Genomic DNA, 14,479 nt, shown 5'->3' with positions numbered 1-14,479 from the left:
ACGATCGGCGCGATCTACTGTGGGAGCGAGCCTGCTCGCGATAGCGGTGGGTCAGCTTGCACCAATGTTGAATGTACCGCCATCATCGCGAGCAGGCTCGCTTCCACAGGGGGTAAGCGTGTTCACTAGAAAGTACCAGGCATAAAAAAGGAGGTCCATCAGGACCTCCTTCTTCATTGCAAATCCCCGTTACAGGCTGGAGATCCGCGCATGTTGCTCGGCCAGCTTGCCCAAGGCCTGTTCAGCCTCGGCCAGTTTGGCGCGTTCCTTCTCGATGACTTCGGCCGGTGCCTTGTCAACGAAACCGGCGTTGGACAGCTTGCCGCCGACGCGCTGGACTTCGCCCTTCAAACGCAGGATTTCCTTATCCAGGCGCGCCAGTTCGGCAGCCTTGTCGATCAGGCCGGCCATCGGCACCAGCACTTCCATCTCGCCAACCAAGGCGGTGGCGGACAGCGGTGCTTCTTCGCCAGCGGTCAGGACGGTCACCGATTCGAGCTTGGCCAGTTTCTTGAGCAGTGCTTCGTTCTCGTGGAGGCGGCGCAGGTCTTCGGCGCTGGCATTGTTCAGGAACAGGTTCAGCGGTTTGCCCGGGCCGATGTTCATTTCGGCGCGGATGTTACGCAGGCCCAACATGAAGGTCTTGAGCCATTCAATGTCGTCTTCGGCGGCCGGGTCGATGCGGGTTTCGTTGGCCACCGGCCACGGTTGCAGCATGATCGTCTTGCCTTGGGCGCCCGCCAGCGGAGCGACACGCTGCCAGATTTCCTCAGTGATGAACGGCATGAACGGATGCGCCAGGCGCAGGGCGACTTCCAGCACGCGCACCAGGGTGCGGCGGGTGCCGCGCTGGCGTTCGACCGGGGCGTTTTCGTCCCACAGCACTGGTTTGGACAGTTCCAGGTACCAGTCGCAGTACTGGTTCCAGATGAACTCGTACAACGCTTGTGCCGCCAGGTCGAAACGGAACTGATCGAGCTGGCGGGTCACTTCGGCTTCGGTGCGTTGCAGCTGGGAAATAATCCAGCGATCAGCCAGGGTCAGCTCAAAGGCTTCGCCGTTCTGGCCGCAGTCTTCGCCTTTGTCCAGTACGTAGCGCGCGGCGTTCCAGATCTTGTTGCAGAAGTTGCGATAACCCTCAACGCGGCCCATGTCGAACTTGATGTCACGACCGGTAGACGCCAGCGAGCAGAAGGTGAAGCGCAGGGCGTCGGTGCCGTAGCTGGCGATGCCGTCGGCGAATTCTTCGCGGGTGGCCTTCTCGATCTTCTTCGCCAGTTTTGGCTGCATCAGGCCCGAAGTGCGTTTCTGCACCAGGGTTTCCAGATCGATGCCGTCGATGATGTCCAGCGGGTCCAGGACGTTGCCCTTGGACTTGGACATCTTCTGGCCCTGGCCATCGCGCACCAGGCCGTGCACGTAGACGGTCTTGAATGGGACTTGTGGCGTGCCGTCTTCGTTTTTCACCAGGTGCATGGTCAGCATGATCATCCGGGCGACCCAGAAGAAAATGATGTCGAAGCCGGTGACCAGTACGTCGGTGGAGTGGAATTTCTTCAGGAACTCGGTCTGCTGCGGCCAGCCCAGGGTGGAGAAGGTCCACAGGCCCGAGCTGAACCAGGTATCGAGTACGTCGTTGTCCTGTTGCAGAGCTACGTCCGGACCGAGGTTGTGCTTGGCGCGGACTTCGGCTTCATCGCGGCCGACGTAGACTTTGCCTGACTCGTCGTACCAGGCCGGGATGCGGTGGCCCCACCACAGTTGGCGACTGATGCACCAGTCTTGGATGTCACGCATCCACGAGAAGTACATGTTTTCGTATTGCTTGGGCACGAACTGGATGCGGCCATCTTCTACCGCAGCGATCGCAGGCTCGGCCAGCGGTTTGGTGGACACGTACCACTGATCGGTCAGCCACGGCTCGATAATGGTGCCGGAGCGGTCGCCTTTCGGCACTTTCAGGCCGTGATCATCGACGCTGACCAGCAGGCCGGCTGCGTCGAATGCCGCGACGATCTGCTTGCGCGCTTCAAAGCGGTCCAGGCCGGCGTATTCGGCCGGGATCTGGCCGTCGACGCTTTCGTTCAGCGTGCCGTCGAGGTTGAACACCTGGGCCGCCGGCAACACGTTGGCGTTCTTGTCGAAGATGTTCAGCAGCGGCAGGTTGTGGCGCTTGCCGACTTCGTAGTCGTTGAAATCGTGGGCCGGGGTGATTTTCACGCAACCGGTGCCGAATTCGGGGTCGCAGTAATCGTCGCCGATGATCGGAATGCGCCGGCCAACCAGGGGCAGCTCGACGAACTTGCCAATCAGGGCTTGGTAGCGCTCATCGTTCGGGTTTACCGCAACGGCGGAGTCACCCAGCATGGTTTCCGGGCGCGTGGTGGCGACGATCAGGTAATCCTTGCCTTCGGCGGTCTTGGCGCCGTCGGCCAGCGGGTACTTCAGGTTCCACAGGAAGCCTTTCTCGTCGTGGTTCTCCACTTCGAGGTCGGAAATGGCCGTATGCAACTTGGTGTCCCAGTTGACCAGGCGCTTGCCGCGATAGATCAGCCCGTCTTCATGCAGGCGCACGAAGGCTTCTTTCACCGCTTCCGAGAGACCGTCGTCCATGGTGAAACGTTCGCGGCTCCAGTCCACGGACGAGCCCAGGCGACGGATCTGGCGGCTGATGTTGCCACCGGACTCGTCTTTCCATTCCCAGACTTTCTCGAGGAATTTCTCGCGTCCCAGGTCATGGCGGTTCTGGCCCTGGGCTTCGAGGCGACGTTCCACCAGCATCTGCGTGGCGATGCCAGCGTGGTCGGTGCCCGGCTGCCAAAGGGTGTTGCGGCCTTGCATACGGCGGAAACGGATCAGGGCATCCATGATCGCGTTGTTGAAACCGTGGCCCATGTGCAGGCTGCCGGTGACGTTCGGCGGCGGGATCATGATGGTGTAGGAATCGCCCGCGCCTTGCGGAGCGAAATAATTCTCGGACTCCCAGGTGTTGTACCAGGAAGTTTCAATGGCGTGCGGCTGGTAGGTCTTATCCATGCGCGGCGGGACCCTATTGGCATTTATTCAGGAAAAGCCGGGAAGTATAGCGGGCGGGGGAGATGCAAGCCACACGCAGCAAGCGAGAAGCCGGACACGGTTGAACCCTGTGGGAGCGAGCCTGCTCGCGATGAGGCCAGCAGATTCAACATCAATGGGGACTGACAGTCCGTTATCGCGAGCAGGCTCGCTCCCACAGGATGTTCACAATGAGGCAGAGGGCGTTATTCGTACTGACTCAGCAATCGCTCCATCCGCGCATCCAGCCGGCGCTTGATCTCGGTCTCGATGTGCGGAGCGAAGTCGTCGATGACGTCTTGCATGATCAATTGTGCGGCGGCGCGCAGTTCGCTTTCCAGGTGCAACAGCGCATCGGGGCCTTTGGCCTCGGCCTTGGGCGCCGGCTTGGGTTCGGGCTGGCCGTTGATCGGCTCGAACAGCAGTGGAATCTGCTCGTCATGCTCGGGCTCGTGCTCCACCGTATCGGTCAACAGCGGTGGTTGCAGGTTGTCGTCGCCGAGCAGTTGGCGGATCGACTCGAGGTCGTCCAGCAGGTGCGTGGGCTTTTGTGGCGGTTTTGGAGTGTCCATCGTGGGCTCAGAGTCGCTGTAAACGGTGGTCTTGCAGAGGATAGCCCTGTTCGCGGTAGAAACGGAAACTCTCCCGCGCGGCTTGCCGGATGCCCGGGTCTTCCACCACCACTTCCGCCACACGGGCGAAGCGCTGGGCAAAAGGCGGCACTTTCAGGTCAAGGTTGACCAGCAAGTCCTGGTGCTGACCGCAGTCATCTCCCAGCCCGAGCACGATCAATCCTTCGGGTTCGTTTTCGGCCGGGCCATGGGGTACGAAGCTCTCGCCCTTGAAGGCCCACAGACGTGCATCGAGGTCATCGCGCTGGGCGGCATCGCTGCAATGCAGGTAGATGCGGTGGCCCATGCGCCAGGCCTTTTCGGTGAGCTTGCAGGCGAAATCCAGCCGCGCCGCCGGATCGGCGCTGGGCAGGATGTAGAAATCGACTTTGGTCATTGCAGTTCCTGAGCCGCCATTGGCGCCGCCCGAAGGCGACGCCAACGCCGGTCATCGGTGTCAGGCCTTGGCGCGGTCCAGCAGGTATTGGGTCAGCAGGGGAACCGGCCGGCCGGTGGCGCCCTTGTCCTTGCCGCCGCTGGTCCAGGCTGTGCCGGCGATGTCCAGGTGCGCCCAGTTCAGGTTCTTGGTGAAGCGCGAGAGGAAGCACGCCGCGGTGATCGTCCCGGCTTTCGGGCCGCCGATGTTGGCGATGTCGGCGAACGGGCTGTCCAGCTGCTCCTGGTATTCGTCGAACAGCGGCAATTGCCAGGCGCGGTCGTCGGCTTGCTGGCCGGCGCTGAGCAGTTGGCCGATCAGCTCGTCGTTGTTGCCCAGCAGGCCCGAGGTGTGGGCGCCGAGGGCGACGACGCAGGCGCCGGTCAGGGTGGCGATGTCGATCACCGCTTGCGGCTTGAAGCGTTCGGAGTAGGTGAGGGCGTCACACAGCACCAGGCGGCCTTCGGCGTCGGTGTTGAGGATTTCCACGGTCTGGCCGCTCATGGTGGTGACGATGTCGCCTGGACGCGAGGCGTTACCGCTGGGCATGTTCTCGGCGCAGGCCAGGATGCACACCAGGTTGATCGGCAGTTGCAGTTCGAGCACGGCGCGCAGGGTGCCGAACACGCTCGCGGCGCCGCCCATGTCGTACTTCATTTCATCCATGCCGGCGCCCGGCTTGAGGCTGATGCCGCCGGTGTCGAAGGTGATGCCCTTGCCGACCAGTGCGTACGGCTTCTCGGACTTCTTGCCACCGTTGTATTGCATGACGATCAGGCGTGGCGGCTGTGCGCTGCCCTGGCCGACGGAATAGAACGAGCCCATGCCCAGGTCTTTGATTTTCTTTTCGTCGAAGACTTCGACTTTCAGGCCCTTGAATTCCTTGCCCAACGCCTTGGCCTGTTCACCCATGAACGTCGGGTGGCAGATGTTCGGTGGCAGATTGCCCAGGTCGCGGGTGAAGGCCATGCCGTTGGCGATCGCTGTGGCGTGGGTCACGGCACGCTGAACTTCAGCCTGGGCAGCCTTGATGGTCAGCAGGGTGATTTTTTTCAGGGCGCGGGGTTCGGCTTTCTGGCTCTTGAACTGGTCGAACTGGTATTCGCCGTCCACCAGGGTTTCAGCCAGCAGGCGGTTTTTGCCGTAGCTGTCGCGACCCTTGACCACCAACTCGTCCAGCGCCAGGACGGCATCAGCGCCACCCAGACCCTTGAGGGTGCCCAACACGCCGGCGATGATTTTACGGAACGGACGGTCGCCCAGTTCGGCGTCCTTGCCCACGCCCACCAGCAGCACGCGCTCGGCCTTGAGGTTGGGCAGGTTGTGCAGCAACAGGCTCTGGCCGACTTTGCCGGCCAGGTCGCCGCGCTTGAGCACAGCGCTGATGGCGCCGCCGCTCAGGCTGTCGAGTTGGGTGGCGACGACGCCGAGCTGGCGGTTTTCACCGACGGCAACCACCAGCGTGGCGGTTTTCAACGTTTCTGGGCTGACGCTTTTTACAACCAGTTCCATGTCCGGATCCCTGAATGAATGGTCAAGATGCCAGGCGCCGACACAATGGCGCGCTGAGCGAGCTTCTTCTATATAAGAGAAGCGCCGGTGCTTGCCGGCGACAAAGGCCGCAGTTTGAACCCCGGCGCCAGGGCCTGACAACCCCACCGACAGCGCTAAATTGTGGCTTTAAGCACCGGGTTAAAGCGTGCGAAGTGACAGGCGCCCCCAATCACAGGATAATGCGGCTCTTTTTTCGGCGGCGCGCTGTGGCGGGCCGGCTCGATACGTTTGCTTGTTTGGCCGCCTTAGGGTTTGTATGAAAAGTCGCCGAGCGGCGATCAGGCAAGGCGAAAACAGGCGAGGAAGCGGAGTTGACTGGTTGTCAATGAGCATTCCAAGCCTGTTTTCAACGCAGCATGATCGTCGCGCAGGCACTTTTCGTACAAATCCTAGCCTGACAGCCCTGGAGTGTCTGGTGTGATCGTCTTCCGTTATCTATCCCGCGAAGTCCTGCTGACCCTGAGCGCCGTCAGCGCCGTGCTGCTGGTCATCATCATGAGCGGGCGCTTCATCAAATACCTCGCCCAGGCGGCCTCCGGTGCCCTGGATCCAGGCTCGCTGTTCCTGATCATGGGCTTTCGCCTGCCGGGCTTTTTGCAACTGATCCTGCCGCTGGGGTTGTTCCTGGGCATTCTGCTGGCCTACGGCCGGTTGTACCTGGACAGCGAAATGACCGTGCTGTCGGCCACCGGCATGAGCCAGCAACGCCTGTTTCGCATGACCCTCTTCCCGGCCACTCTGGTGGCGCTGGTTGTGGCCTGGCTGAGTCTTAGCCTGGCGCCCCAGGGAGCCAACCAGTTCCAGATGCTGATCAACCAGCAGGACGCCCTGACCGAGTTCGACACCTTGGTGCCCGGGCGCTTCCAGGCCCTGCGCGACGGGACTCGCGTCACCTATACCGAAGAACTCTCGGAAGACCGGGTCGACCTGGGCGGCGTCTTCATTACGCAAAAGAACGTGTCTTCCGACACCAAGAAAGACCGCGGCATTTCGGTGCTGGTGGCTGAGAAGGGGCGTCAGGAAATCAACCCCGACGGCAACCGCTACCTGATCCTGGAAAATGGCTACCGCTACGACGGCAAGCCGGGGCAGGCCGATTACCGGGCCATCAAGTACGACACCTATGGCGTATTGCTGCCCAAGCCCGAGGTCAGCGACGAAGTCACCGACCGCGATGCCATGCCCACCTCCAGCTTGCTGGGCAACAACGACATTCGGGCGCGCACTGAATTGCAATGGCGCCTTTCGCTGCCGCTGCTGGTATTCATCGTGACCCTCATGGCGGTCCCGCTGGCGCGAGTCAATCCGCGCCAGGGCCGTTTCCTCAAGCTGCTACCGGCGATTCTTCTGTATATGGCTTACCTGACCATCCTGATTTCCGCCCGTAGCGCGCTGGAGAAAGGCAAGATCCCGCCCGCGTTGGGCCTTTGGTGGGTGCATTCGATCTTCCTGGCGATTGGCCTCGGGTTGCTTTACTGGGAACCACTGCGCCTGAAGCTGGCCAGTCGTCGCAGCGCGCTGGAGGTGGCCCGTGGTTAAACTCGATCGGTACATCGGCAGCAGTGTGTTCATGGCGATTCTCGCGGTGCTGGGGATCATTCTTGGCCTGGCGACCCTGTTCGCCTTCATCGATGAAATGGGTGATGTCAGCGACACCTATACCTTGATGGACGTGTTGAGCTACGTATTGCTGACCGCCCCGCGGCGGCTCTACGACATGTTGCCGATGGCGGCGCTGATCGGTTGCCTGATCGGCCTGGGCAGCCTGGCAAGTAACAGCGAGCTGACCATCATGCGCGCCGCCGGTGTTTCCGTTGGTCGGATCGTCTGGGCCGTGATGAAGCCGATGCTGGTGCTGATGCTGGTGGGTTTGCTGGTCGGCGAATACGTTGCCCCGGCCACCGAAAACACCGCTCAGGCCAACCGTTCCCTGGCCCAGGGTGGTGGCGACGCACAAAGCGCCAAGCACGGCCTGTGGCACCGCCAGGGTGACGAGTTCATCCACATCAACTCGGTCCAGCCCAACGGTGTCCTGTATGGCGTGACCCGCTACCGTTTCGACGACCAGCGGCACATGCTGTCGTCGAGCTTCGCCAAGCGCGCCAAGTTTGTTGAAGATCACTGGCAGCTCAATGATGTCACCACCACGTTGTTCCATGACAAGCGCACTGAAGTGGTCGCCGCGCCGCAAGAGCGTTGGGACGTGGCGCTGAGCCCGCAGTTGCTCAGCACTGTGGTGATGGCGCCGGACTCCCTGTCGATTACCGGTTTGTGGGGGTATATCCACTATCTGGCGGATCAGGGCTTGAACAACGGTCGCTACTGGCTGGCTTTTTGGGTCAAGGTGTTGCAGCCGCTGGTCACCGCAGCCTTGGTGCTGATGGCGATTTCCTTCATCTTCGGCCCGCTGCGTTCGGTGACCCTCGGTCAGCGTGTGTTTACCGGCGTACTGGTGGGTTTCACCTTCCGTATTGCCCAGGATTTGCTGGGGCCGTCGAGCCTGGTATTCGGTTTCTCGCCGCTGTTTGCGGTGCTGGTACCGGCCGCCGTCTGCGCCTTGGCCGGGCTCTGGCTGTTGCGCCGGGCCGGTTGATCAGCGCACCGATGGCGAGGGGGCTGCGGGGGCAAGGCTGTGTGGGAGCAAAGCTTGCTCCCACTTGCGCGGTGTATCAGGTACAATTCCCGGCTATTTTTCGGCGGGCCATGCCTGCAGCCTTTTTGAGTGTTGATCCGTGAGTGATTTGAGTCATATCCGCAATTTCTCCATCATCGCCCACATTGACCATGGTAAGTCGACGCTGGCTGATCGCTTCATCCAGATGTGCGGCGGCCTGGCCGAGCGTGAAATGGAAGCCCAGGTCCTGGATTCCATGGATCTGGAGCGTGAGCGCGGGATCACCATCAAGGCCCACAGCGTTACGCTCTACTACAAGGCCCGCGACGGCATTACCTATCAGCTGAACTTCATTGATACCCCGGGCCACGTCGACTTCACCTATGAAGTCAGCCGGTCGCTGGCGGCCTGTGAAGGTGCATTGCTGGTGGTCGATGCCGGCCAGGGCGTCGAGGCGCAATCGGTTGCCAACTGCTACACGGCCATCGAGCAGGGCCTGGAAGTCATGCCGGTGCTGAACAAGATCGACCTGCCCCAGGCCGATCCGGACCGCGTGAAGGAAGAAATCGAGAAAATCATCGGCATCGATGCCACCGACGCGGTCACTTGCAGCGCCAAGACCGGCCTGGGCGTGGACGAAGTGCTCGAGCGCCTGGTGACCACCATTCCTGCGCCGACCGGCAATATCGAAGATCCGCTGCAAGCGTTGATCATCGATTCCTGGTTCGACAACTACCTGGGCGTCGTCTCCCTGGTTCGCGTGCGCCACGGCCGCGTCAAGAAGGGTGACAAGATCCTGGTCAAATCCACCGGCAAGATCCACCTGGTGGACAGCGTCGGTGTCTTCAACCCGAAACACACCGCCACCGTTGATCTGAAGGCCGGTGAAGTGGGTTTCATCATCGCCGGCATCAAGGACATTCACGGTGCACCGGTCGGTGACACCCTGACCCTGAGCTCCACCCCCGACGTCGATGTGCTGCCCGGCTTCAAGCGTATCCAGCCTCAGGTCTACGCCGGCCTGTTCCCGGTCAGCTCCGACGACTTCGAGGATTTCCGCGAAGCCCTGCAAAAGCTGACCCTGAACGACTCGTCCCTGCAATACACCCCGGAAAGCTCCGACGCCCTGGGCTTTGGCTTCCGTTGCGGATTCCTGGGCATGCTGCACATGGAGATCATCCAGGAGCGCCTGGAGCGCGAGTACGACCTGGACCTGATCACCACGGCGCCGACGGTAATTTTCGAGCTGCTGCTCAAGAACGGCGAAACCATCTACGTCGACAACCCGTCCAAGTTGCCGGACCTGTCGGCCATCGAGGATATGCGTGAGCCGATCGTGCGGGCCAACATCCTTGTGCCGCAGGAGCATCTGGGCAACGTCATTACCCTGTGCATCGAAAAGCGTGGCGTGCAGCACGACATGCTGTTCCTCGGTACCCAGGTCCAGGTGACCTACGACCTGCCGATGAACGAAGTGGTGCTGGACTTCTTTGATCGCCTGAAATCCACCAGTCGCGGCTATGCTTCGCTGGACTATCATTTCGATCGTTACCAATCGGCTAATCTGGTGAAGCTGGATGTGCTGATCAACGGTGAGAAAGTCGATGCCCTGGCATTGATCGTGCACCGTGACAACGCGCACTACAAAGGTCGTGCATTGACCGAGAAGATGAAGGAACTGATTCCGCGGCAGATGTTCGATGTGGCAATCCAGGCCGCCATTGGTGGGCAGATTGTGGCGCGTACAACCGTCAAGGCGCTCAGAAAGAACGTATTGGCCAAATGCTATGGCGGCGACGTCAGCCGTAAGCGCAAGCTGTTGGAAAAGCAGAAGGCCGGTAAAAAACGCATGAAGCAGGTTGGTAACGTGGAAATTCCACAGGAAGCCTTCCTTGCGGTGCTCAGGTTGGATAGTTAGGTCCTATGTCGCTAAATTTCCCGCTGTTGCTGGTTATCGCCGTGTTCGTCTGCGGCCTGTTGGCGTTGCTTGATCTGTTGTTCCTGGCGCCGCGGCGCCGGGCTGCCATCGCCTCCTATCAGGGCAGCGTCAGCCAGCCTGATGGGGTGGTGGTCGAAAAACTCAACAAGGAACCGCTGCTGGTCGAATACGGCAAGTCGTTCTTTCCGGTGTTGTTCATCGTACTGGTGCTGCGCTCGTTCCTGGTGGAACCGTTCCAGATCCCGTCCGGCTCAATGAAGCCGACCCTGGATGTGGGCGACTTCATCCTGGTGAACAAGTTCTCCTACGGGATCCGCCTGCCGGTGATCGACAAGAAGGTCATCGAAATCGGTGACCCGCAACGCGGCGATGTCATGGTGTTCCGTTTTCCGAGCGATCCGAACGTCAACTACATCAAGCGTGTGGTCGGCTTGCCGGGAGACAAGATTCGCTACAGCGCCGACAAGCGCCTGTTCGTCAACGGCGAACTGGTGGCCGAACGGTTGATCGGCTCCGAGCCGGGCACACTGGGCAGCGCCGAGCTCTACCAGGAAAAGCTCGGCGAGGCCGAACACCTTATCCGCAAGGAAATGAGCCGTTACCGCGCCGCACCGGACCATTCGTGGACCGTGCCGGCCGGGCACTATTTCATGATGGGCGACAACCGCGACAACTCCAACGACAGCCGGTACTGGGATGATCCGAACATTCCCAAGGACATGCTGGGCATGGTCCCCGACCGTAATATCGTCGGCAAGGCCTTTGCGGTCTGGATGAGCTGGCCGGAACCCAAACTCAGTCACCTGCCGAATTTCTCGCGGGTTGGCCTGATCAAGTAATCACACACGGCGCTGTTGAACACAGCGCCGAATGCATTTCTGGAGCCTGCACAAGGTTGCCCGAAGGCATGAAGCCAACGATAGTCAGGACGTCATTTTTGAACACAGCGTTAATTGTCCCAAGCCAACGGCGCTTCGCGGCCGTGGTGGTGGAATCCAGCCACGAACTCAGCGTGGGTAAACCGTGAGCGTTTCTCTAAGCCGTCTCGAGCGTCAGCTCGGCTACACTTTCAAGGATCAGGAGCTGATGCTTCTGGCTCTCACTCACCGCAGTTTTGCCGGGCGCAACAACGAACGCCTGGAATTTCTGGGTGATGCCATCCTCAACTTCGTGGCTGGCGAGGCATTGTTCGAACGCTTCCCGCTGGCTCGGGAAGGCCAGTTGTCGCGTTTGCGCGCGCGCCTGGTCAAAGGTGAGACCCTGGCCGTGCTGGCCCGCGGTTTCGACCTGGGTGAGTACCTGCGCCTGGGCTCCGGTGAATTGAAGAGCGGCGGTTTCCGTCGTGAGTCGATTCTGGCCGATGCCCTGGAAGCGCTGATTGGCGCGATCTACCTGGACGCCGGCATGGAAATGGCGCGCGAGCGCGTGCTGGCCTGGCTGACCTCCGAGATCGACAGCCTGACGCTGGTGGACACCAACAAGGACCCGAAAACCCGTTTGCAGGAATTCCTGCAATCGCGCAGTTGCGAGTTGCCGCGTTACGAAGTGGTGGATATCCAGGGCGAGCCGCATTGCCGAACCTTCTTCGTCGAATGCGAAGTGGTCTTATTGAATGAAAAAAGCCGGGGTCAGGGTGTGAGTCGTCGTATTGCCGAACAGGTAGCGGCCGCCGCAGCACTGATTGCCCTGGGCGTGGAGAATGGCAATGACTGATACAACCGTCACCCGCTGCGGCTATGTCGCCATTGTCGGCCGGCCGAACGTGGGCAAGTCCACGCTGCTCAATCACATCCTGGGCCAGAAGCTGGCGATCACTTCGCGCAAGCCCCAGACCACCCGCCACAACATGCTGGGTATCAAGACCGAAGGCGCCGTACAGGCGATCTACGTTGATACCCCCGGCATGCACAAAGGTGGCGAAAAAGCGCTGAACCGCTACATGAACAAGACTGCTTCGGCGGCGCTGAAAGACGTCGATGTGGTGATCTTTGTGGTTGATCGCACCAAGTGGACCGAAGAAGACCAGATGGTTCTCGAACGCGTCCAGTACGTGACAGGTCCCTTGATCGTGGCGCTGAACAAGACCGACCGCATCGAAGACAAGGCCGAATTGATGCCGCACCTGAGCTGGTTGCAGGAGCAATTGCCCAACGCCCAGATCATGCCCATTTCGGCCCAGCACGGCCACAATCTCGATGCGCTGGAGCGGGTGATCGCCGAGCACCTGCCGGAAAACGATCACTTCTTTCCCGAAGACCAGATCACCGACCGCAGCAGCCGCTTCCTGGCCGCCGAACTGGTGCGCGAGAAAATCATGCGCCAATTGGGCGCAGAGCTGCCGTACCAGATCACCGTGGAAATCGAAGAGTTCAAGCAGCAGGGCAAGACGCTGCACATCCATGCGCTGATCCTCGTCGAACGCGACGGCCAGAAAAAAATCATCATTGGCGACAAGGGCGAGCGTATCAAGCGCATCGGCACCGAAGCGCGCAAGGACATGGAGCTGTTGTTCGACTCCAAGATCATGCTCAACCTGTGGGTCAAGGTGAAGGGCGGTTGGTCCGACGATGAGCGGGCGCTGCGGTCGTTGGGTTACGGCGACCTGTAAAGCTCTTCCTGAGTGCATGAATTTTCATTGTGGGAGCGAGCCTGCTCGCGATAGCGGTCTGTCAGTCAACATTCCTGTTGAATATCAGTCCCTCATCGCGAGCAGGCTCGCTCCCACAGTGGTTTGTGGTTGTCAGTAATACTGCGTTTACTCATTGAGAGCTGCGATCCCATGCCGCCAACCCAACCCACCGCCCAACCCGCCTACGTCCTGCACTCGCGCGCCTACCGCGAAAGCAGCGCCTTGGTGGACTTTCTTACGCCCCAGGGGCGACTGCGGGCGGTGTTGCGGAGCGCTCGTGGCAAGGCCGGGACGCTGGCGCGGCCGTTCGTGCCGCTGGAAGTGGAATTCCGGGGGCGGGGCGAGTTGAAGAACGTCGGGCGCATGGAAAGCAACGGTGTTGCGGCCTGGCTTAACGGCGAGGCGTTGTTCAGCGGCCTTTATCTCAACGAGCTGCTGATCCGCCTGCTGCCCGCCGAAGACCCCCATCCCGCAGTGTTCGATCACTATGCCGCCACACTGTTGGCCCTGGCCGAAGGTCGCCCTCTGGAACCGCTGTTGCGTTCCTTCGAGTGGCGGCTACTGGACGATCTGGGCTACGGTTTTGCCCTGAACACCGACCTGCATGGCGAGCCCATCGCAGCGGACGGTCTGTATCGGCTGCAGGTGGATGCCGGCCTGGAACAGGTCTACCTGCTGCAACCCGGGTTGTTCAATGGCACCGAACTTCTGGCCATGGCCGAGGCCGACTGGAGTGCGCCGGGCGCGCTCTCGGCGGCCAAGCGTCTGATGCGCCAGGCCCTGGCGGTTCATTTGGGCGGTCGGCCGCTGGTCAGTCGCGAGCTGTTTCGCAAGCCTTGATCAACCCGTATGCTGTGGGCCGAATCTCTGTCCATCTCAGGAGCGCTTTTCGTGAGCACCAGCAATCGCATTCTTCTCGGCGTGAACATCGACCATGTCGCCACCCTGCGCCAAGCCCGTGGTACCCGCTACCCGGACCCGGTCAAGGCCGCGCTGGATGCTGAAGAGGCAGGCGCCGACGGCATCACCGTGCACCTGCGTGAAGACCGCCGTCACATCCAGGAGCGCGACGTACTGCTGCTCAAGGACGTGCTGCAAACGCGCATGAATTTCGAAATGGGCGTGACCGAAGAAATGATGGTGTTTGCCGAACGCATCCGCCCCGCGCACATTTGCCTGGTGCCCGAGACACGTCAGGAGCTGACCACCGAAGGCGGCCTGGACGTAGCGGGGCAGGAAGCACGGATCAGGGCGGCGGTGGAGCGTTTGTCGAAGATCGGCGCAGAGGTGTCGCTGTTCATCGACGCCGACGAGCGGCAGATCGAAGCCTCCAGGCGCGTCGGTGCCCCGGCCATCGAACTGCACACTGGCCGTTATGCCGATGCGCAAACGCCCACCGAGGTGGCTGAAGAGCTGCAGCGGGTAGCCGATGGCGTTGCCTTCGGCCTGGCCCAGGGCCTGATTGTGAATGCCGGCCATGGCTTGCATTACCACAACGTCGAGGCCGTCGCGGCCATCAAGGGCATCAACGAACTGAACATTGGCCATGCGCTGGTGGCCCATGCATTGTTTGTCGGGTTCAAGTCGGCGGTGGCTGAAATGAAAGCGCTGATCCTGGCAGCCGCCAAAGTTTGATGCATAC

General features: G+C 60.9%; 12 protein-coding genes. 8 read left to right on the top strand and 4 right to left on the bottom strand.

Features of this window, described 5'->3' with window-relative positions:
- Positions 1 to 189 precede the first annotated feature (189 nt).
- The 4 genes from QOM08_RS22870 to QOM08_RS22855 all read right to left on the bottom strand — a co-directional run bounded on the left by QOM08_RS22870 (position 190) and on the right by QOM08_RS22855 (position 5,613).
- On the bottom strand, positions 190 to 3,036 hold the full coding sequence (locus QOM08_RS22870) for a valine--tRNA ligase (protein WP_316912179.1): 2,847 nt from the start codon (positions 3,034 to 3,036) through the stop codon (positions 190 to 192).
- A gap of 224 nt (positions 3,037 to 3,260) precedes the next feature.
- Entirely contained in the window at positions 3,261 to 3,626 is a 366-nt protein-coding gene (locus QOM08_RS22865; RefSeq protein ID WP_047228875.1) for a hypothetical protein, read from the bottom strand.
- A 7-nt stretch (positions 3,627 to 3,633) separates the two neighbouring features.
- Positions 3,634 to 4,062 carry a DNA polymerase III subunit chi gene (locus QOM08_RS22860; RefSeq protein WP_139049214.1) on the bottom strand — a complete coding sequence of 143 codons (429 nt, stop codon included), beginning with the start codon at positions 4,060 to 4,062 and terminating at the stop codon, positions 3,634 to 3,636.
- Between the two features lie 60 nt (positions 4,063 to 4,122).
- Complete coding sequence (locus QOM08_RS22855) at positions 4,123 to 5,613, bottom strand: leucyl aminopeptidase (protein ID WP_047228877.1); 1,491 nt, start codon at positions 5,611 to 5,613, stop codon at positions 4,123 to 4,125.
- A gap of 459 nt (positions 5,614 to 6,072) precedes the next feature.
- Here QOM08_RS22855 and lptF point away from each other — a divergent pair, with 459 nt between their 5' ends.
- The 8 genes from lptF to pdxJ all read left to right on the top strand — a co-directional run bounded on the left by lptF (position 6,073) and on the right by pdxJ (position 14,472).
- Positions 6,073 to 7,194, top strand: coding sequence for an LPS export ABC transporter permease LptF (gene lptF / locus QOM08_RS22850; protein ID WP_047228878.1), 1,122 nt, complete (start codon positions 6,073 to 6,075; stop codon positions 7,192 to 7,194).
- Positions 7,187 to 8,248, top strand: coding sequence for an LPS export ABC transporter permease LptG (gene lptG / locus QOM08_RS22845; RefSeq protein ID WP_047228879.1), 1,062 nt, complete (start codon positions 7,187 to 7,189; stop codon positions 8,246 to 8,248). The genes lptF and lptG overlap by 8 nt, the downstream gene beginning before the upstream one ends.
- Before the next feature lie 139 nt (positions 8,249 to 8,387).
- Positions 8,388 to 10,187 carry a translation elongation factor 4 gene (gene lepA, locus QOM08_RS22840; protein ID WP_047228880.1) on the top strand — a complete coding sequence of 600 codons (1,800 nt, stop codon included), beginning with the start codon at positions 8,388 to 8,390 and terminating at the stop codon, positions 10,185 to 10,187.
- Positions 10,188 to 10,192: 5 nt separating this feature from the next.
- Complete coding sequence (gene lepB / locus QOM08_RS22835; protein WP_047228881.1) at positions 10,193 to 11,047, top strand: signal peptidase I; 855 nt, start codon at positions 10,193 to 10,195, stop codon at positions 11,045 to 11,047.
- Positions 11,048 to 11,231: 184 nt separating this feature from the next.
- Positions 11,232 to 11,921, top strand: a complete 690-nt coding sequence (rnc, locus tag QOM08_RS22830) for a ribonuclease III (protein ID WP_047228882.1) — start codon at positions 11,232 to 11,234, stop codon at positions 11,919 to 11,921.
- Positions 11,914 to 12,816 carry a GTPase Era gene (era, locus tag QOM08_RS22825; protein WP_047228883.1) on the top strand — a complete coding sequence of 301 codons (903 nt, stop codon included), beginning with the start codon at positions 11,914 to 11,916 and terminating at the stop codon, positions 12,814 to 12,816. Before rnc ends, era begins: the two co-directional genes overlap by 8 nt.
- Positions 12,817 to 12,987: 171 nt before the next feature.
- Positions 12,988 to 13,677 carry a DNA repair protein RecO gene (gene recO / locus QOM08_RS22820; RefSeq protein WP_047228884.1) on the top strand — a complete coding sequence of 230 codons (690 nt, stop codon included), beginning with the start codon at positions 12,988 to 12,990 and terminating at the stop codon, positions 13,675 to 13,677.
- A 51-nt stretch (positions 13,678 to 13,728) separates the two neighbouring features.
- Positions 13,729 to 14,472 carry a pyridoxine 5'-phosphate synthase gene (gene pdxJ / locus QOM08_RS22815; RefSeq protein WP_047228885.1) on the top strand — a complete coding sequence of 248 codons (744 nt, stop codon included), beginning with the start codon at positions 13,729 to 13,731 and terminating at the stop codon, positions 14,470 to 14,472.
- Positions 14,473 to 14,479 lie beyond the last annotated feature (7 nt).

It is taken from the genome of Pseudomonas sp. P105, assembly GCF_032614175.1.
GTDB lineage: Bacteria > Pseudomonadota > Gammaproteobacteria > Pseudomonadales > Pseudomonadaceae > Aquipseudomonas > Aquipseudomonas rhizophila.
The sequence above is the reverse complement of the archived record's forward strand: the minus strand, read 5'-3'. Positions and strand labels throughout refer to the sequence as shown.